We start from the raw sequence: 18,269 nt of genomic DNA on the forward strand, positions 1-18,269 counted from the left end.
GGTGTGTCAAAAACCTAACCCAGTTTAAGTCGCGTCGTGCGATCTCTGCTGGATAACCTGTGTGAACCCTATGTCTACTGTTACAACTAACGAATCTACCGGTATGGAAAGTTTTGCTGCGCTCTTCGAGGAATCGTTGTCGCGTCAAGATATGCGCTCCGGCGAAGTTATTTCCGCTGAAGTCGTGCGCCTCGACCACAATTTCGTGATCGTGAACGCTGGCCTCAAATCCGAAGCATTCATCCCTGTCGAAGAATTCAAAAACGACCACGGCGAACTGGAAGTCAAAGTTGGTGACTTCGTTTCCGTGGCGATCGAATCGCTGGAAAATGGTTTCGGCGATACCATCCTGTCGCGCGATAAAGCCAAGCGTCTGGCTTCGTGGCTGGCTCTGGAAAAAGCGATGGAATCGGGCGAAATCGTCGTCGGTACCGTCAATGGTAAAGTCAAAGGCGGCCTGACCGTGTTGACCAACGGCATCCGCGCATTCCTGCCGGGTTCGCTGGTTGATACCCGTCCTGTCAAAGACACGACCCCATTCGAAGGCAAAACCCTCGAATTCAAAGTGATCAAGCTGGATCGCAAGCGTAACAACGTGGTTCTGTCCCGCCGCGCCGTCATCGAAGCTTCGATGGGCGAAGAGCGTCAGAAACTGATGGAAACGCTGAAAGAAGGCACGGTCGTGACCGGCGTCGTCAAAAATATCACCGACTACGGCGCGTTCGTGGATCTGGGCGGTATCGATGGCTTGCTGCACATCACCGACCTGGCATGGCGCCGTGTACGTCACCCGTCGGAAGTACTGACGGTTGGCCAGGAAATCACCGCCAAAGTCCTGAAATACGATCAAGAGAAAAACCGTGTTTCGCTGGGCGTGAAACAACTGGGCGACGATCCTTGGACCGGTCTGTCCCGTCGTTACCCACAAAGCACCCGTCTGTTCGGTAAAGTAACGAACCTGACCGACTACGGCGCGTTCGTTGAAGTGGAACAGGGTATCGAAGGTCTGGTACACGTTTCCGAAATGGACTGGACGAACAAAAACGTTGCTCCTAACAAAGTTGTCCAACTGGGCGATGAAGTAGAAGTGATGGTTCTGGAAATCGACGAAGAGCGTCGTCGTATCTCGCTGGGTATGAAACAGTGCAAAGCCAACCCTTGGGATGACTTTGGCGTTACCCACAAGAAGGGCGATAAAGTCCGCGGCGCGATCAAATCGATCACCGACTTCGGCGTGTTCATCGGCCTGGCCGGCAACATCGACGGTCTGGTACACCTGTCCGACCTGTCCTGGACCGAAACCGGCGAAGAAGCCGTGCGTCGCTTCAAGAAAGGTGACGAACTGGAAGCCATCGTTCTGGCCATCGACGTTGAGCGCGAGCGCGTTTCCCTGGGCGTCAAGCAACTGGAAGGTGACCCATTCAACAACTTCGCAGCCATGAACGACAAAGGCTCGCTGGTAACCGGTACCGTTAAATCGGTTGAGCCTAAAGGCGCCGTGATCCAACTGTCCGAAGAAGTTGAAGGCTACCTGCGCGCTTCCGAAATCTCGCGCGACCGCGTTGAAGATGCTGGTACGCACCTGAAAGTCGGCGATACCGTCGAAGCCATGGTGTTGAACATCGACCGCAAAGCCCGTGGTATCCAACTGTCGATCAAAGCGAAAGACAACGTGGAAACCCAGGAAGCCATGCAGAAGATGGCAGCTACCGACAACAACGCAGCTTCGGGCACCACCAGCCTGGGCGCCTTGTTGAAAGCTAAGTTCGATAACAAGAACTAAGACTGCGGATACGGCAGATGACAAAGTCCGAGCTGATCAACCGCCTCGCTGAGCGTTATTCTCAGCTGGTGGCGAAAGATGCGGAGTATGCCGTCAAGACCATTCTCGATGCGATGACCAACGCCCTGGCGACCGGTCAGCGTATCGAGATCCGCGGTTTTGGCAGTTTTGCCCTGAACAGCAGGCCCCCACGTATCGGCCGCAACCCGAAATCCGGCGACAAGGTGATGGTTCCCGAAAAACGGGTGCCCCACTTCAAGCCGGGCAAACAGTTGCGCGAGCGGGTGGACGCGATGGTCGGGCAACCGATTATCGAGGATTAATCGTCTGCTGGAAGGCGACATAAAGAGCGGCGTCCTTGGATGCCGCTTTTTTTTGTTAATATGCTGTAGAGCACTGCTCAAACCTACTGCGCGGCGCGCTTTGCGGCCGGCGATGCTCACCGTACTAAAGTACGGTTGCGCTTCTCGGCCACAAATCACTGCCGCTCGCTACGGTTTGATCAGCACTCTACGTTTGTGCCATGTGGCATGGGCATTTTTTTGTTCACTCTGGACCTATCGATGAAAATCATCTCCACCATCGTTGGCTGTGTTCTTTTCGTCCTGTTCTTCAGTTTTGCGCTGAAGAATGCGCAGGTTGTCGACCTGCATGTTTTCCTCAATTATGAAATTCGCGGCCCCCTGGTCCTGATGCTGCTGGGCTTTTTTGTCGCCGGCGCCAGCCTGGGCGTCCTGGCCTTGACGCCGACCGTGTTCCGTCACCGCCGCGAAGCGAGCAAGCAAAAAACCACTATTGCCGCACTGCAAACCGTTGGCGTGGCCAGCAACGTCCAGCCGCAACCGGACAGCGTGAGCGCGCAGTAAGCGGCGCCGTCGCTCCTATCTCTCTTACTCGAATAAAAACAATCGCATGGATTTTGAACTCTGGTGGCTCTTGGGTATCCCGGTGTTTTTCGCGCTGGGCTGGATTGCCGCGCGCGTCGACATTCATCAACTGGTGTCCGAATCGCGCAGCTTGCCGCGCAATTACTTCAAGGGCTTGAACTTCCTGCTCAATGAGCAGCATGACAAGGCCATCGATGCCTTCATCGAAGTCGTCAAGCTGGACCCGGAATCGGCCGATATGCACTTTGCGCTGGGCAACCTGTTCCGCCGCCGTGGCGAAACGGAGCGCGCCATCCGCGTGCACCAGAATTTGCTGGCGCGCCCGGACTTGCCGCTGGAACAGCAGGGCCATGCCGCCTACGAACTGGGCATGGATTACCTGAAGGCAGGCTTGCTGGACCGGGCCGAGGAAATCTTCAATAGCCTGATCGACACGCAGTATGCGGCCCAGGCGCGCCGCGCGCTGCTGGAAATTTACCAGCGCGAAAAGGAATGGCCGCGCGCCATCGAAGCGGCCGTGGGCTTGCAGGAATCGGGTGCCGGTGCGCGCCAGAAGGAAATCGCCCAGTTCTATTGCGAACTGGCGCATGACGCGCTGGTGCACATGAAGCCGGACGAAGCCATGCCGCTGCTGGAAAAAGCCCTGCAGACGGACCGCAAGAGCGTGCGCGCCACCATCCTGACGGGCGACGTGCTGCTGGCGCGCGGCGACGTGGAAGGCGCGCTGACCACCTGGCGCCGCGTGGAGCAGCAAAGTGTGCCGCACGTGGCCCTGGTGGCGCAGCGCCTGATGGATGGCTACACCAAGGTGGGCCGCGCGCAAGAAGGCGTCAACCTGCTGCGCTCCTACCTGGAAGAGGCGTCGTCGATCGACTTGATCGAGGTCGTCTTCAAGGCCGTCATCGAACTCGACGGCGTGGAAGCGGCGAAGCAGCTGGTCAGCGCCGAGCTGCGCCGCACGCCGACCCTGCTGGGCCTGGATAAACTGCTGGAAGCGCGCATGATGGATGCGCCGGCCGCCATCTGGTCCGAGCTGTCGATGGTGAAAAACCTCGTGCACGGCTACACGCAGAAGCTGGCCCGCTACCAGTGCAGCCATTGCGGCTTCAAGGCACGCCAGTTCTACTGGCACTGCCCTGGCTGCAACAAGTGGGAAACGTATCCACCGCGCCGTACCGAAGAGCTCAACGTCATGAATTAGTCGTGCCCACCACAGGGCCCATGGCTGCGTTGCAGCGCCTCGCCGTACTATTCGTACTGTCTTCGGCGCCGCGCCTTGCCCTGAACCCTGTGCTGTGCACTTGCAGGTCAGATAGACATATTACAAATACGGCACAACCATGAAAATCACCATTATCGGCACCGGCTATGTAGGCCTCGTGACCGGCGCCTGCCTGGCGGAGCTGGGCAACGACGTTTTTTGCCTCGACCTGGACGCGCAGAAGGTCGCCTTGCTCAACAGCGGCGGCATCCCCATCCATGAACCGGGGCTGGAAGAAGTCGTGGCGCGCAACCGCGCCGCCGGCCGCATGACCTTTTCCACCGACGTCGAGGCAGCCGCCGCGCACGGCGTGATGCAATTCATCGCCGTCGGCACGCCGCCCGATGAAGACGGCTCGGCCGACCTGCAATACGTGCTGGCGGCCGCGCGCGGCATCGGCAAGTACATGACGGATTTCAAGGTCATCGTCGACAAGTCGACCGTGCCCGTCGGCACGGCCGAAAAAGTGCGCGCCGCCATCCAGGGCGAACTCGATGCGCGCGGCGTGGCCGCCACGTTCTCGGTGGCGTCGAACCCGGAATTTCTCAAGGAAGGTGCGGCCGTCGAAGACTTCATGCGCCCGGACCGCATTGTCATCGGCTGCGACAGCACGCCGGACGGCGAGCGCGCGCGCGAATTGCTGAAAAGCCTGTACGCGCCATTCAACCGCAACCGCGAACGCACCTACTGGATGGACGTGCGCTCGGCCGAATTCACGAAGTACGCGGCGAACGCCATGCTGGCCACGCGTATTTCCTTCATGAATGAACTGGCGAACCTGGCCGACAAGGTGGGCGTCGATATCGAGGCCGTGCGCCACGGCATCGGTTCCGACCCGCGCATCGGCCACAGCTTCCTGTACGCAGGTTGCGGCTATGGCGGTTCCTGCTTCCCGAAAGACGTGCAGGCGCTCGAGCGCACGGCGCGCGGCTATGGGCAGGAGTTGCTGATCCTGCGTGCCGTCGAAGCCGTCAACGACCAGCAGAAGCAGGTGCTGGGGCGCAAAGTGGTCACTCGCTTCGGCGCAGATCTGACGGGCCGGCATTTCGCCGTCTGGGGACTGGCCTTCAAGCCGAACACGGACGACATGCGCGAAGCGTCGGCCCGCGTGCTGCTGGCGGACTTGCTGGCGCGCGGCGCCACGGTGGCCGTGTATGACCCCGTCGCCATGCCCGAGGCGCGCCGCGTGCTGCAACTGGACTTGACGCCGGAACAATTGGCAAGGGTGCGCTTTGCCGACAGTCCGAAGGATGCGCTGCAGGACGCCGATGCGCTGGTCATCGTGACCGAGTGGAAAGCCTTCCGCAGTCCCGATTTCGAACAGGTCAAGGCGCGCCTGAAGCAGGCCGTGATCTTTGACGGACGCAACCTGTTCGAGCCAGCCGTCATGGCCGAGGCGGGCATCGAATATCACGGGATCGGTCGCTCGATCCTGACACGCGCATGAGCGCCCACGAGGTGGCAGCCTTGACGGCGCCAGCCGCGCTGGCCCAGGTGCGCCTGCTGGTGGTGGGCGATGTGATGCTGGACCGTTACTGGTTCGGTGATGTCAGCCGCATTTCGCCGGAAGCGCCCGTGCCCATCGTGCGCATCGAGAAGCGCGAAGAGCGCCTGGGTGGCGCGGCCAACGTAGCGCGCAACGCGGCCGCGCTGGGAGCGAAGACGAGCTTGCTGGGCGTGGTCGGCGACGACGAGGCCGGCAGCCAGGTCGAGCGCCTGCTCGAAGGGGGCGGCATCCACAGCTATCTGCAGCGCGATGCGGCCATTTCCACCATCATCAAGCTGCGCGTGATCGGCCGCCAGCAGCAGATGCTGCGCATCGATTTCGAGGATGCGCCCAGCGATACGGTGCTGCGCGACAAGCTCAAGCAATTCAATGCTCTATTGCCGCACTACGACGTGGTGGTCCTGTCGGACTACGCCAAGGGCAGCCTGGTGAACGTGGCCGAGATGATCAAGGCCGCCAAGGCCGCCGGCAAGATTGTCATGGTCGACCCGAAAGGCGATGATTTCAGCCGCTATGCGGGAGCGTCAGTGCTCACTCCGAACAAGTCCGAACTGCGCCGCGTGATCGGCAACTGGAGCACGGAAGAGCAACTCACGGAACGCGCGCAGCAGATGCGCGCGCAGCTGGGCCTGGAAGCCTTGCTGCTGACCCGTTCCGAAGAGGGCATGAGCTTGTACACGGCCGATGAGGTGCTGCACATGCCGACCGATGCGCGCGAAGTATTCGACGTCTCGGGCGCGGGCGACACGGTGATTGCCACCATGGCGGCCATGCTGGGCGCCGGCATGGGCCTGGGTGAGGCCGTACGTACGGCCAACCGGGCCGGCGGCATCGTCGTCGGCAAGCTGGGCACGGCCACCGTCACCCGCGAAGAGCTGTTCCCGCAGTAACCGCCGCCGTATTCCGCATCTCGCCTGCGCCGCTCTGTTTGATCTGGCGCAGGTTTCCCCGTCATTCCGCTGTCCCGTCTTGTCAACCGTATCACGCCACAGCCGTTAAAGCCGTTAAGGCGCTGCTCCTCCCTTGCGTTCGAGTCATCTTGAAACCACACCACGGAGAGATTCCCATGTTCAAAAAAATACTGCTGGCCATCGTCACCCTGATCGCGACGATGGGTTTTGCCTTTGCCCAGGTCGATGTCAACAAGGCGGACCAGGCGGCACTCGACGGCGTCAAGGGCATCGGCCCCGTCACGTCGAAAGCCATCCTTGAAGAACGCGCCAAGGGCGGCGCCTTCAAGGATTGGGCCGATTTCGAAAGCCGCGTAAAAGGCATCGGACCGAAAAGTTCCGTGAAACTGTCGGAAGCGGGCTTGCAGGTAAATGGCCAGGCCAAGTCTGGCGCGCCAGCGGCCCCGGTGGCGAAAGCTGCCCCGGCAAAAAAGGAAACTGCTGTGAAGGAAGTTGCAGCGAAAGAAGCCGCAGCGAAGCCAGCTGCTGCGACCGACACCGCTGTGGCGCCAGCCAAGACGGCCGCTGAAACGAAAAAAGAAGCTGCTGCTGCCAAGAAAGAAGCGAAGGCTGCCGCTGCTGCCGCGAAGAAAGAAGCGAAGCTGGCTGCAGCCGAGGCGAAGAAGGCTGAAGCCGAGAAAAAGTAAGCGTGTTGCTGTAAAGCGTGTTGCGTGGTGGTGCCGCGCAGCACGAGAAGAAAACCCTGCGTGGTACCGGCCGCGCGGGGTTTTTTTTATGCGCCGCCACTTTGCCCTGCCGATGCGCCTACAGCTGCGACTCGATCGGCAGCCAGCGCATCACGCACACCAGCATGCGGCGCCAGAAGCCTGACTCTGGATCGTGCGTCCACACCTTGGCTGGCTGCTCGGTGGCGTCGGACCAGCGCAGGGCGCCGTTGTCGAGGAATACGCGGTAGCTGGTGTCGCTAGCCGTCGAGTGCAGGAACAGCGCGCGCATGTCGGCTCCCAGCGCGGCATCGTTGAACAGCACGCCCATCTCCGTGTTCAGCTGGGCCGAGCGGGGGTCGAGGTTGAAGGAGCCGACGAAACCCCGCTGGCCATCGACCACCACGGCCTTGGTATGCAGGCTGGCGCGGCTCGAACCCATCAGGCTGATGCGCTTGCGGTGCAGGGTCTTCAATTCAGACAGGTCGACGCCACCGCCCAGCAGCACTTCGCGGTAGCGCGCATAGCCCGCATGCACGAGGGCCACGTCGGTGGCGGCCAGCGAGTTGGTCAGCACACCGACCTTGACGCCGGCGGCAACCTTGTCGGCCAGGCTTTGCGTCAGCGCCGCGCCGGGCACGAAGTAGGGCGAGGTCAGCAGCGCTTCCTCGCGCGCCTCGGTCAGCAGGGGCAGCAAGCTGTGCATGAGCCAGTGCTCGCTGCGCTGCAAACTGGCCACGGGGGCGGCTTTTTCCGGCGAGTCCGACAGCACTTGTACCTGCGCGCTCCAGTGCAGGCGCAGACGGCCATCCAGGTGGGCTTGCAGCTGGCCCGTATCGGTCAGCTGCCGCAGGTACGGCGAAGCGCCCAGTTCACCCGTGAGCGCGTCGAGGCGGGCGCGCACAGCCTGCAGTTCCGGCGCGCCTGCGTTCTTGCCGGCGTGCAAGGCACCGATGGGGATGACGGCGCGGCTGTTCCAGAAGCGGTCGAAGATATCGCTCGTCTGCTGTACGGCGGGCCCCACCAGCAGCAAGTCGGCATCCTGGAAATTAACCTGCTCGGCGGCATCAAAATATTCATCGCCGATATTGCGCCCGCCGACCAGGGCCACCCTGCCGTCGACGATCCAGGCCTTGTTGTGCATGCGCCGGTTCAGGCTGACGGCGCGCAAGGCCATTTCCACGGCGCGCAACCAGATGCCGTCGCGGTTGCGGCTCGGATTGAAGATGCGCACGTCGATCAGCGGATGGCTGTCGAGCGCGAGGATGGCGGCGTCCTGGCCGCGCGCGTTGATATCGTCAAGCAACACGCGCACGCGCACGCCGCGGTCGGCTGCGCGCAGCAGTTCGCGCACCAGCAGGCGGCCCGTGACGTCGTTATGCCAGATGTAGTACTGCAAGTCGATGCTGCGGCCCGCCTCGCGCGCGCTCAGGGCGCGCAGGGCGAACGCTTCCAGGTTGTCGTCGATCAGGGCCGTGCCGCTCTGCTCCGCGCGTTGCGCCAGCTGCGGCGCCAGCACACGGTCGAGCAGGGTAGCGCCGGCTGCCACGGGCAAGGCCGTACCCGGCGCCCCCAGCGACCGTTCGGCGAAGCGCCCGTAGCTGTACAGCGCGGCGATGCTGAGCCCGGCAAACAGGGTGGCCAGCAGCAGCAATTTGACGAGCATGCGGCGCACCGTCAGCGGACCGCGCGCAGGCTGAGACTGCGGCGTGCGGGATGGAGGATGGGCTGGCGCATGCGGATGTCTTTCGTGAGCGGAACGGGAAGTGGCCGATTGTAGCAGTTTCTACAATGCACGATTTTCATCCTGGAACATCCTTGCCTGCCGTCAAAAATGCGAGAATGGCCAGCTCAATCAATCATCGGGGGATGCAGGCATGGTAAGGATTTTGACAGCAATGACGGCAGCCATGCTGTCGGCTAGCGTGGCGGCGGCGCCGGGCGCCGAACCGGCGCAGCAGCAGATACGGCAGGTGGTGGCCGACATCTCGCCGCAGCGCATCGAGGCGCACGTGCGCAAGCTGGTGGGCTTCCAGACGCGCCATACCATGTCCGATACCGTGTCCGATACGCGCGGCATCGGCGCGGCCAGGCGCTGGATCAAGGCGGAGCTGGAGCGCTGCGGCGCGCAGGCGGGCGGGCGCCTGCAGGTGGCGCTCGACAGCCATATCGCGCCCGTGTCGAAGCGCATCGCGCGGCCGACGGAAATCGTCAACGTGGTGGCGACCCTGCCGGGCAGCCAGCCGCAGTCTGCCGGGCGCATCTATGTCGTCAGCGGCCACTATGATTCGCGCGCCACCGACGTGATGGATGCGCAGGGCGACGCGCCCGGCGCCAACGACGACGCCTCGGGCACGGCGGCCGTGATCGAGATGGCTTGCGCGATGGCGCGCTACCAGTTCGACGCCACGCTCGTCTTCATGGCCGTGGCGGCCGAGGAACAGGGGTTGTTGGGTTCCGGCCACTGGGCGCAGCAGGCAAAGCTGAACAAGCTCAATATCGCCGGCATGCTCAATAACGACATCATCGGCAGTTCGCGCGCCGACGATGGAAGCGTCGACGGTGGCCAGGTGCGCCTGTTTGCCGAGGGCATTCCCGCCGTGAAGGAGATGAGCGACGGCGTGCGCGCCCTGGTGGCGACGGGCGGTGAAAACGACTCGATTTCGCGCCAGTTGGCGCGCCATGTGAAGCAGGTGGGCGAGCGCTATGTGCCCGGTTTCAAGGTCAACGTCATCCAGCGCGCCGACCGCTACCTGCGCGGCGGCGACCATATGCCGTTTCTCGCGCAAGGGTATGCGGCGCTGCGTTTCACGGAGCCGAACGAGGATTTTACCCACCAGCACCAGGATGTGCGCGTGGAAAACGGCGTGCAGTATGGCGACTTGCCGCAATTCGTCGATTATGACTACGTGGCAAAAGTGGCGCGCGTGAATGCGGCGGCGCTCGCTTCACTGGCCCTGGCGCCTGCCGCGCCAGCCGGCGTGCAGGTGCGCACGGCGCAGCTGGAAAACGCCACTTCACTGGTCTGGCAGCCGAACACGGAGCCGGACCTGGCCGGCTACCGCATCGTCTGGCGCGCCACCACGGCAGACCAGTGGCAGGGCGCGCAGGACGTGGGCAATGTCACCGAAGCCAAGGTCAAGCTGTCGAAAGATAACTATTTCTTTGGCGTCCAGGCCATCGACCGCGACGGCAATGTCAGCGTGGCAACATACCCCATGCCCTTGCGTTAGGCGCTGTTGACGGGCAGGCGCGCCAGAAAGCCGTGAATCTGGGAAACGACCGCCGCGCCTTCACCGACGGCGGCCGCCACGCGCTTGGTCGAGCCGGCGCGCACGTCGCCGATGGCGAAGACGCCCGGCACGCTCGTTTCCAGCGCGGCGCGCTCGGGCAAGTCCGCTCGATACTCGGTATGGCCGTGGCCATGGGCGCGGCATTCGGCGCGCGTGACGTCGAAGCCCGTGCGAATGAAACCCTGTTCGTCGACGGCCACGGCGCAGTCATGCAGCCAGTCCGTGTTCGGATCGGCGCCGACGAAGAGAAACACGCGGCGCACGGCGCAATCGCATTCTTCACCCGTCTGCTTGTTGCGCCAGCGGGCGCCCGTCAAGCCATCGTCGTCGCCTTCGAGGGCGATGATTTCCGTGTGCGTGTGCAAGGTGATGTTGGGCGTGGCGGCGATGCGCTCGATCAAATAGCTCGACATGCTGGCCGCCAGCCCTGCGCTGCGGATCACCATGTGGACCCTGGCCGCATGGCCGGAGAGAAACACGGCCGCCTGGCCGGCCGAGTTGCCGCCGCCGACCAAAATGATCTCTTCCTGCTTGCACAGCTTGGCTTCGATGGGCGAGGCCCAGTAATACACGCCCCGTCCTTCATATGTTTTCAGGTTCGCCAGCGAGGGACGGCGGTAGCGCGCGCCGCACGACAGTACCACCGTGCGGGCGCGCACCTGGGTGCCGTCGCACAGCTTGACGCGCAGGGGCCAGCTGTCGCACAGCAAATTGGCGGCGCTGGCCGGGGTGGCGATCTCGACGCCGAACTTTTGCGCCTGCACATAGGCGCGTCCCGCCAGCGCGCGACCGGAAATACCGGTGGGAAAGCCCAGGTAATTTTCGATGCGCGCGCTGGCGCCCGCCTGTCCGCCATACGCGCGCTGTTCCAGCGCCAGGACCGATAGCCCTTCGGATGCCGCATACACGGCCGTGGCCAGGCCGGCGGGGCCGGCACCCACCACCAGCACGTCGAAGATCTTGTCGCCGGACAAATCAGGCAACATGCCCAGGCAGCGCCCCAGTTCCGCATTGCCGGGGTTTTTCATGACCTTGCCGTCGGGACAGACGACCAAGGGCCATTCCTGCGGCGTGGGCTGGTAGCGCTCGGCCAGCGCAGCGGCGGCCGCGTCCAGGGCCGGGTCCAGCACCGTATGCGGGTGGCCATTGCTCGACAGAAAACTTTGCAGGTGGAACAGATTGCCATTGCCGCGCGGCCCCACCAGCACGGGGCCGCCTGAATTGACTTCGATCAGGGCCACGCGGCGCAGGATCAGGGCGCGCACGATGCGTTCGCCCATTTCTGCTTCCGCCACGATCAGCGCGCGCAGCGATTCCGAGCTGATAACGAGTACCTCCACGTCGCCCACGGCATGGCCATTGACGAGGGCGGGGCGGCCCGACAGCTGCGCCACTTCGGCGATGAAGTGACCGGGGCCGACTTCTCGCATCAGCGAGGTGCGGCCCAGGCCTTCGTGGCGCGTGACGGCGACGTGGCCCGCCAGGATGACCAGCATGCCGAAGCTGCTGCTGCCCGCCTCGAACAGGGTGGCGCCATCCGTATAGCGGCAGGCCTTGCCATAGCGTTGCAGGCGGCGCAGTTCCGCTGCGGTGAAGACGGGGGAAATCTGGTGCATGCGGCCCTGGATATCGAGGCTGCTGGCCTGGACGGGATCGTCCTGCGTGGTTTCGGGGATGAATTCGGGTGCGCTGCTGCTCATGACTGATCCATTGATTGAATAAGCAAATTACTAAAATAACTAACCGTCACGAGTCTAGCGCATGCGCGCGCGGCCCGCTGGCACACCGCACGCGGCACCCTTGGCAGGGGGCAAAGCCAGGCGCCATGCGGCCTGACGCACGGGCGGCCGCAGCGGGGGCAGCCTGGCGGGGCGGCGGTTTTTAGCCATACGCCGTCCAGCATCTCATATTAGAATGGGTCTTTGTTGAAATTACTCAAACAGACACGATGGCTTACAAGACACTTGAAGATACGATAGGCAATACTCCGCTGGTGCAACTGACGCGCTTGCCGGGCGCCGATGCGATTGCGCGCAACAACGTCATCCTCGGCAAGCTGGAAGGCAACAACCCGGCCGGCTCCGTGAAGGACCGCGCTGCCATGTCCATGCTCAAGCGCGCTGAAGAGCGCGGCGTCATCAAGCCAGGCGATACCTTGATCGAGGCCACCAGCGGTAATACGGGCATCGCGCTGGCCATGGCCGCCGCCTTGCGCGGCTACAAGATGCTGCTCTTGATGCCAGACAATCTCAGCGTGGAGCGCCGCCAGAGCATGGCCGCCTACGGCGCCGATATTCTGTTGACGCCGAAGACGGGCGGCATGGAATATGCGCGCGACCTGGCCGAGCAGATGCAGAAGGACGGCCGTGGCATCATCCTCGACCAGTTCGCCAACGAAGACAATTCGCGCGCCCACTACGAAAGCACAGGACCGGAAATCTGGCGCGATACCAATGGCCAGGTCACGCATTTTGTCAGCGCCATGGGCACGACGGGCACCATCATGGGCGTGTCGCGCTATTTGAAGGAACAGAATCCCGCCATCCAGATTATCGGCGCCCAGCCGGAAGAAGGCTCGCAGATTCCCGGCATCCGCAAGTGGCCGGAAGCGTACTTGCCGAAAATTTACGACAAGTCGCGCGTGGATCAGGTGGAATACGTGAGCCAGGGCGTGGCCGAGCGCATGGCGCGCAGCCTGGCGGCGGAAGAGGGCTTGTTCTGCGGCATCTCTGCAGCCGGCGCCTGCGAAATTGCGCTGCGCATCTCGCAAACGGTGGAGAACGCGACGATCGTGTTTGTCGTTTGCGACCGCGGCGACCGTTACTTGTCCACCGGCGTGTTTCCTGCTTGATAGTTAATACGGGAAAATAATATCGGCCAGAACGGCCTGAGAACTGCTGGAAATACCCCCTCCCCATGGCGGGGAGGGAAAACCTGCGAAACTGGCAGGATCAGCCTTGTGGCGTTTCGCCTTCTTTTGGCTTGAATTGCTTGTCGCTGATGCGGAATTTGTTACGACGGTCACCCATCAGGTAACGCAGGTCGCGGATGCTCAGGTCGCTCACTTCGTGCATGCGGATCAGCAGCGATGCGCCGACCGGCAGGCGGTGGTGACGGATTTTGCTGATCACTGGTGGTGCCACTTCCAGCGCGCGGGACAGTGCTGCGTCGTTTTTCAGGCGCAGGTTTTCGATCAGGGTATCGAGCAATCTGTTTGGGTTGTACTGGAGCAGATCGTCGGAGTCCGAATCGCTGTTCATATCAATGCCGACTTGGTTTGTCATGATGTTAATGTTCCTTCTGTAGTTGCACTGCAAAGTAAAAAACACTCGGAGCTCGCTCTTGCTGCGTTCATGTTCATTCTTTACTAAAAGGAACAAATTCACACATGGTACGATCCGGGATACAGTTTTTCATGGTATATACACAATTGTACAGCAGGATTCCATTTCAGGCCGGAAAGCTCTGTAATCTTGCTTTGGATAAAATAAGTGTTGTCATGTTGCAACAGCTATTTATTCTTTAATATGCTCTATGATAGAACAAAAATTGTACTTTGACAAAAGTTAAGTATAAAACCATTTCTGTATTCCGTGCCGCACAATGGCTGGCGAGCGAGGCTGGCACATGTTATCGCTGCCACCATAGACCTGTTTGCTGGTCGCTTCAACATCGCTTACGCTTTCTTACAAGTAATATTATAACTTTACACTGACTTTCGGTTAGCGTGCGCGCACTTGGCTGATGGCCTTGCCCAAGTCGATGACTGACATGGCATAAAAATAACTTCTGTTGTACTGAGTTATAGCAAAGAAGTTATTGCTTGCCAAGTGATACTCAGTTGCTTCTGAACCATTTTGCAGATCAATCAGGCCGAACAACATGTTTTGGGGCGTGGCTGCGACGGTACTCACGCCGGCCTCCTGCAATTCCTCCAGCCGGTACTTGGCTTGCAAGCCCTGGCCGATGAACTTTTCCCAGGCGTGGCTGCCCGAGACGGTGACGCGATATGTGCTGATGGCCGGGTCATCGCGCCGCCAGCCGTGTTCGACGAGGAAATGCGCCACGCTGCCGATGGCGTCGGTGGTGGAATTGCGCAGGTCGATGTGACTATCGCCATCGAAGTCCACCGCGTATTTCATGATGCTGCTAGGCATGAACTGGGGCAAGCCGATGGCGCCCGCATACGAGCCGAGCAGGGTCAAGGGATCGATGCCATCCTTGCGCGCGTACAGCAGCGCGTTTTCCAGTTCCCCCTTGAAAAATTCCATGCGCGCGGCGCGCGTCGGGCTTTCCGGGTAGGAAAACGCCAGGGTCGTCAGCGCGTCGAGCACGCGGAAACGGCCCGTGTTGCGTCCGTACACGGTTTCCACGCCGATGATGCCGACGATGATTTCGGCCGGCACGCCATATTCGCGTTCGGCGCGCGCCAGTGCTGCCGCGTTCTCTTCCCAGAATTTCACGCCCGCATTGATACGCACCGGCTCGATGAAGCGGGCGCTGTACGCTTGCCAGTTCTTCGGCTTGCCTGGTGGCGCCGGTTTCATCAGCTGCACGGTCGACTCGACATAGCGCACCTTGCCGATCAGGGTATCGAGCGCGGCGCGGTCAAAACCATGCTTGGCGGACATCTCGTCGAGGAAGGCGCGTACTTCTTTCCAGTTGGCATAGTCGACAAACTCGCCTTCGAAGTCGAATTTCGCCGGTGCTTTTTTGGCCGTCACCTTGGCGGGCGGGGCCTTGGCCGCGCGCACGGCACGGGCGCGGTCGGCAGCGGAAATATTGCCGTTTTCGCCAGCATGCGCGGCGGACAGGCACAGGGGAAGGGAGAGGAGCAGGGACAGGGCGGAGGTTTTGATCGGTAACAAGGAGCGTCTCATCGGCATTGGGTTAACAGGTGGCGCAAGCTGCGCCGCGCGCGGGATTGTTCGTCTGGGTTGGCATTACCATACTTCATGGTGGCATAGATTGCCAGAAACTGTGCGATGGCGGCGTGCGTCTCTTGTGTGGCCATGCCTGCGGCCAGGCGCGCAGCATAACCGTGCGGCCCTTCATGCGGCGCACGGCTGTAGCCGCGCCGCGCCTGCTGGCGGCAAAACTGCAGGTACAGGGCGTCGAGCGGATCGGCTTGCCGCGCTTGCCGCCACCAGACCAGTGCACCAACTGCGGCGGACAGCAGGGCCAGCACGGCGCAAGCGAGTGCCAGGGTCGTCGCTGGCAGGTTTTTCAAGCGATCGAGGATGGCGCGCTGGCGTTGCGGCGTGGTGTCGAGCACCCAGTTGCTCCAGGCGTGCTCGGCCTGCTGCCATTGCTGGCGCCATGCGGCAATCGCCCCGTGCGCGCCGCCATCGAGGCCGGCCAGCGCGCGCCAGGCCGTCAGCGGCGACGGGGCCGCTGGCAGGGCGGTATCGAGGTTGTGCTCCGTGCGCAGGGGCGCGACGGCGCTGGTGGGGTCGACGCGCACCCAGCCCCGGCCCGCCAGCCACACTTCGCTCCAGGCATGGGCATCGGACTGGCGCACGCTCAAGCTGTTGTCGCTAGCGTTGCGCAGGCCGCCCTGGTAGCCCGTGACGACGCGCGCGGGGATGCCCATGGCGCGCATCAGCACGACAAAGCTGCCCGCGTAATGCTCGCAAAAGCCCGCCTGCGTGGTAAACAGGAAGTCGTCGACGCCATTCTTGCCCAGCAGCGGTGGCTGCAGGGTGTAGCGGAAAGGTGTGCGGCGGAAGTGCGTGAGGACGGCGGCGATGGCGTCGGCGGGTGCCAGCGCCTGTGCGCCGCTGCCGCGCAGTGCGCGGGCCCAGGCCACGCTGCGCGGGTTGCTGCCAGCGGGCAAGGCCAGCCATGGCTGTTGTTGCGCGAGCGACAGGCCGGCCTGCAGCCGGTAGCGGGGCTGGGAACTGACGCGGTAATGCACGGTCGAAGTAATGGGTTGTATGGTCAGCACTTCCAGCGCAGACGACACGACATACGGATTGCCAGGCAAGCGTTCGATGCTGCGCGGCACGTCGAGCGCGAAGATGCGCCGCTGGCCGTTCGCTGGCAAGGTCACTTCGTAGTGGCTGGGCGGCCCTTCCAGCGCGATGTCGATGCGGCTGTCGCTGGCGGGCGTGCGCCGGCCAGCGCCCATGCGCGTCCAGGTGGCGCCATCGTAGTCACCCAGCACCACGCCGCGCCAGTACAGCTGGTCTTGCGGCGGGAGCGGCGTGGAAAAGCGGGCCGTAAAGACGGGTTCGTTTGATAGTGCCAGCGAGGCGATGGCGCCCGGCTGCATGCTGTCGGACAAGCCCGTGCGCGCCTGCGCCCCTTCTGGTGCTGCGCCCCACAGGGGGCCGTCGACGCGCGGCACGGCAAGAAATAGTACGCCCGCCAGGGGAATGGCCAGCGCCAGCATGCGTCCCAGCAAGCCTAGCCTTTGCGCCAGGCGCGGCTGCAGCGTGCCGTACTGGGCCGACAGCAGGGCGGCCAGCAGCACGATCACGGTGGCCAGCATCCAGGCAGCGCTGAGGATGCCTTGCGCATGAAAGAAGTTGGCCAGCAGCAAAAAGAAACTGAGGAAGACGAAGACGAAGATGTCGCGCCGGCCATGCATTTCCAGCGATTTCAAGGCTAGCAGCAGGGCCAGCATGGCCACGCCGGGATCGCATCCCAGCACGCTGCCGTAGCTGGCGTACACGCCGGCGATGCCCAGCAGGGCCAGCGGCGCCAGCACGGCGAGCCGCGGCTGGCGCCGGCCCCGCACGGTAATGACGGCGCGCCACAGCAGCGGCACGGCTGTCGCTACCGACAACCATGGGGGCAGATGCAGCGCGTGCGGCGCCAGCACCATGGCGGCGGCCAGCAACAGCAGCACAATGTCGGCCTTTTCGCGCGGCAAGCCGCTCAGCCAGGCTTTCATGGCATCGCCTGCGCTGGCGGCAAATCGTGCGGCGAACCATGCAGGGCCAGCGCGCACAGGCAGGCGTCGCGCTGGCCGTCACCCAGGGCCGGTGCCAGAGTCAGCTTGCCCAGACGCAAGCCATATGGCAAGCCCGTGCTTTCCGCCTGCAGCACCCAGGCGGCCAGGCGCGACAGGCGCGCTTCCGGCGCCAGCGCGTGCAGGTCCGCGTGGTCGAGCACAAGGTTGCCATGCGTGCCATGCGTGCCATGCGTGCCGTGCGGTGCGCCCTTTGGTGCGTCGGCGTCAGGCTGGAATTGCTTGCTGAATAAATGCTCGCCGTCATGGCGGGCGATCTGGCGCCAGGCCAGGCGCTGCAAGGGGTCGCCCGGCTGGTAGGCGCGCACGCCCGTCAGCTCCTGGGCGCCACCGGGCGAGTCTGGCCAGCTTGCCTGCCGTGCCTGCTGTATTGTGCCGGCCAGCCACGGCAGCGGCGGCGCATCTTGCTCGGGCTGCGGATACACGAGCACGCGCGCCTCGGGCTGCCAATGGCACCAGGCAACAAACAGGCCCAGCGGAAAACTGCCGGACAGGCGCACGGCTGGCGCATTGATCCAACCCCGTTGTTGCGCCGGCACGCCGATGCTGACGGCGGTTTCGCCGTGGGCGGCGATGTCGGCCAGATTGGGTGATGCCTGCGAACCGATGACGGCCAGACGGATCGCATGGCGCGGGCGGGTGCTGCGGTTGATCAGGCGCAAGGTAAACAAGGCGTGGCTGCCCGCAAACACGGGCTTGCCCGGCGTGGCCGCCAAGGCCAGGCCCGCCAGGTTGCGGCTGCTAAACAGCATGTCGGCGATGGCGCAGGCGGCCGCGAAATACGTGAGTGCATAGCCCAGGCCCAGGCGGTAATTGACGGCGGCGATCCACAGTGCCAGCAATAGCGCGGCAAACGCCAGGCCCGCACGCGAGGGACGGATGTGCACGCGCTGCGCGCCCAGCCAGGGGCGTGCCGGCAGCCATGGAATAGTGCGCCAGCGCATCTC

Annotated in this window: 15 protein-coding genes; 9 read left to right on the top strand and 6 right to left on the bottom strand. The window is 62.9% G+C overall.

The genetic code is table 11. From position 1 onward, the window contains the following. Positions 1-70 precede the first annotated feature (70 nt). The 7 genes from rpsA (at position 71) to CNX70_RS08210 (ending at position 7,035) form a co-directional block, all read left to right on the top strand. Positions 71-1,783, top strand: coding sequence for a 30S ribosomal protein S1 (gene rpsA / locus CNX70_RS08180; RefSeq protein WP_071650172.1), 1,713 nt, complete (start codon positions 71-73; stop codon positions 1,781-1,783). A gap of 17 nt (positions 1,784-1,800) precedes the next feature. Continuing rightward, positions 1,801-2,106, top strand: coding sequence for an integration host factor subunit beta (locus tag CNX70_RS08185; protein WP_008446215.1), 306 nt, complete (start codon positions 1,801-1,803; stop codon positions 2,104-2,106). 240 nt (positions 2,107-2,346) lie between these two features. Beyond that, entirely contained in the window at positions 2,347-2,649 is a 303-nt protein-coding gene (locus CNX70_RS08190) for a LapA family protein (RefSeq protein ID WP_077400759.1), read from the top strand. A 46-nt stretch (positions 2,650-2,695) separates the two neighbouring features. Next, a complete protein-coding gene (gene lapB / locus CNX70_RS08195) occupies positions 2,696-3,871 on the top strand; it encodes a lipopolysaccharide assembly protein LapB (protein ID WP_096234301.1) in 1,176 nt (391 codons plus the stop codon). A 139-nt stretch (positions 3,872-4,010) separates the two neighbouring features. Then, positions 4,011-5,378, top strand: coding sequence for a UDP-glucose dehydrogenase family protein (locus CNX70_RS08200; protein ID WP_096234302.1), 1,368 nt, complete (start codon positions 4,011-4,013; stop codon positions 5,376-5,378). Beyond that, positions 5,375-6,328, top strand: a complete 954-nt coding sequence (gene rfaE1 / locus CNX70_RS08205) for a D-glycero-beta-D-manno-heptose-7-phosphate kinase (protein ID WP_096234303.1) — start codon at positions 5,375-5,377, stop codon at positions 6,326-6,328. Before CNX70_RS08200 ends, rfaE1 begins: the two co-directional genes overlap by 4 nt. 176 nt (positions 6,329-6,504) lie before the next feature. Then, positions 6,505-7,035, top strand: coding sequence for a ComEA family DNA-binding protein (locus tag CNX70_RS08210; protein WP_096234304.1), 531 nt, complete (start codon positions 6,505-6,507; stop codon positions 7,033-7,035). Between the two features lie 118 nt (positions 7,036-7,153). Here the strand turns inward: CNX70_RS08210 and CNX70_RS08215 are convergent, their stop codons facing one another. Next, on the bottom strand, positions 7,154-8,719 hold the full coding sequence (locus CNX70_RS08215; protein WP_096234305.1) for a phospholipase D family protein: 1,566 nt from the start codon (positions 8,717-8,719) through the stop codon (positions 7,154-7,156). Positions 8,720-8,951: 232 nt separating this feature from the next. Between CNX70_RS08215 and CNX70_RS08220 the strand changes: the two genes are divergently transcribed. Beyond that, positions 8,952-10,286 carry a M20/M25/M40 family metallo-hydrolase gene (locus CNX70_RS08220; protein WP_244199074.1) on the top strand — a complete coding sequence of 445 codons (1,335 nt, stop codon included), beginning with the start codon at positions 8,952-8,954 and terminating at the stop codon, positions 10,284-10,286. Here CNX70_RS08220 and CNX70_RS08225 read toward each other — a convergent pair. Beyond that, positions 10,283-12,046 carry an FAD-dependent oxidoreductase gene (locus CNX70_RS08225; protein ID WP_096234307.1) on the bottom strand — a complete coding sequence of 588 codons (1,764 nt, stop codon included), beginning with the start codon at positions 12,044-12,046 and terminating at the stop codon, positions 10,283-10,285. The genes CNX70_RS08220 and CNX70_RS08225 overlap by 4 nt on opposite strands. A 248-nt stretch (positions 12,047-12,294) precedes the next feature. On the opposite strand from CNX70_RS08225, the gene cysM reads away from it, so the two are divergent. After that, positions 12,295-13,197: a cysteine synthase CysM gene (gene cysM, locus CNX70_RS08230; RefSeq protein ID WP_096234308.1), complete on the top strand. Its 903-nt coding sequence runs from the start codon at positions 12,295-12,297 to the stop codon at positions 13,195-13,197. Positions 13,198-13,297: 100 nt separating this feature from the next. Here the strand turns inward: cysM and CNX70_RS08235 are convergent, their stop codons facing one another. From CNX70_RS08235 to CNX70_RS08250, 4 genes are all read right to left on the bottom strand, one after another. Further along, entirely contained in the window at positions 13,298-13,630 is a 333-nt protein-coding gene (locus CNX70_RS08235; RefSeq protein ID WP_034751784.1) for a hypothetical protein, read from the bottom strand. A gap of 438 nt (positions 13,631-14,068) precedes the next feature. After that, positions 14,069-15,214, bottom strand: a complete 1,146-nt coding sequence (gene mltB / locus CNX70_RS08240; protein WP_244199075.1) for a lytic murein transglycosylase B — start codon at positions 15,212-15,214, stop codon at positions 14,069-14,071. Positions 15,215-15,222: 8 nt separating this feature from the next. Further along, a complete protein-coding gene (locus CNX70_RS08245; protein WP_096234310.1) occupies positions 15,223-17,244 on the bottom strand; it encodes a transglutaminase TgpA family protein in 2,022 nt (673 codons plus the stop codon). After that, the gene (locus tag CNX70_RS08250; RefSeq protein WP_096234311.1) at positions 17,241-18,266 is read right to left on the bottom strand and encodes a DUF58 domain-containing protein; all 1,026 of its coding nucleotides are present in this window, start codon (positions 18,264-18,266) and stop codon (positions 17,241-17,243) included. Before CNX70_RS08250 ends, CNX70_RS08245 begins: the two co-directional genes overlap by 4 nt. Positions 18,267-18,269: the final 3 nt, after the last annotated feature.

Origin of the sequence: Janthinobacterium svalbardense (assembly GCF_002327145.1) — a bacterium.
GTDB classification, from domain to species: Bacteria; Pseudomonadota; Gammaproteobacteria; order Burkholderiales; family Burkholderiaceae_D; genus Janthinobacterium; species Janthinobacterium tructae.

Excerpts from the sequence above, each read along its gene's own strand:
- CNX70_RS08250 (WP_096234311.1), bottom strand. The coding sequence starts at position 18,266 with ATGCGCTGGCGCACTATTCCATGGCTGCCGGCACGCCCCTGGCTGGGC.
- CNX70_RS08235 (WP_034751784.1), bottom strand. The coding sequence starts at position 13,630 with ATGACAAACCAAGTCGGCATTGATATGAACAGCGATTCGGACTCCGAC.
- CNX70_RS08225 (WP_096234307.1), bottom strand. The coding sequence starts at position 12,046 with ATGAGCAGCAGCGCACCCGAATTCATCCCCGAAACCACGCAGGACGAT.
- rpsA (WP_071650172.1), top strand. The coding sequence starts at position 71 with ATGTCTACTGTTACAACTAACGAATCTACCGGTATGGAAAGTTTTGCT.
- lapB (WP_096234301.1), top strand. The coding sequence starts at position 2,696 with ATGGATTTTGAACTCTGGTGGCTCTTGGGTATCCCGGTGTTTTTCGCG.
- rfaE1 (WP_096234303.1), top strand. The coding sequence starts at position 5,375 with ATGAGCGCCCACGAGGTGGCAGCCTTGACGGCGCCAGCCGCGCTGGCC.
- CNX70_RS08190 (WP_077400759.1), top strand. The coding sequence starts at position 2,347 with ATGAAAATCATCTCCACCATCGTTGGCTGTGTTCTTTTCGTCCTGTTC.
- CNX70_RS08185 (WP_008446215.1), top strand. The coding sequence starts at position 1,801 with ATGACAAAGTCCGAGCTGATCAACCGCCTCGCTGAGCGTTATTCTCAG.
- CNX70_RS08245 (WP_096234310.1), bottom strand. The coding sequence starts at position 17,244 with ATGAAAGCCTGGCTGAGCGGCTTGCCGCGCGAAAAGGCCGACATTGTG.
- cysM (WP_096234308.1), top strand. The coding sequence starts at position 12,295 with ATGGCTTACAAGACACTTGAAGATACGATAGGCAATACTCCGCTGGTG.
- CNX70_RS08220 (WP_244199074.1), top strand. The coding sequence starts at position 8,952 with ATGACGGCAGCCATGCTGTCGGCTAGCGTGGCGGCGGCGCCGGGCGCC.
- CNX70_RS08215 (WP_096234305.1), bottom strand. The coding sequence starts at position 8,719 with ATGCTCGTCAAATTGCTGCTGCTGGCCACCCTGTTTGCCGGGCTCAGC.
- CNX70_RS08200 (WP_096234302.1), top strand. The coding sequence starts at position 4,011 with ATGAAAATCACCATTATCGGCACCGGCTATGTAGGCCTCGTGACCGGC.
- CNX70_RS08210 (WP_096234304.1), top strand. The coding sequence starts at position 6,505 with ATGTTCAAAAAAATACTGCTGGCCATCGTCACCCTGATCGCGACGATG.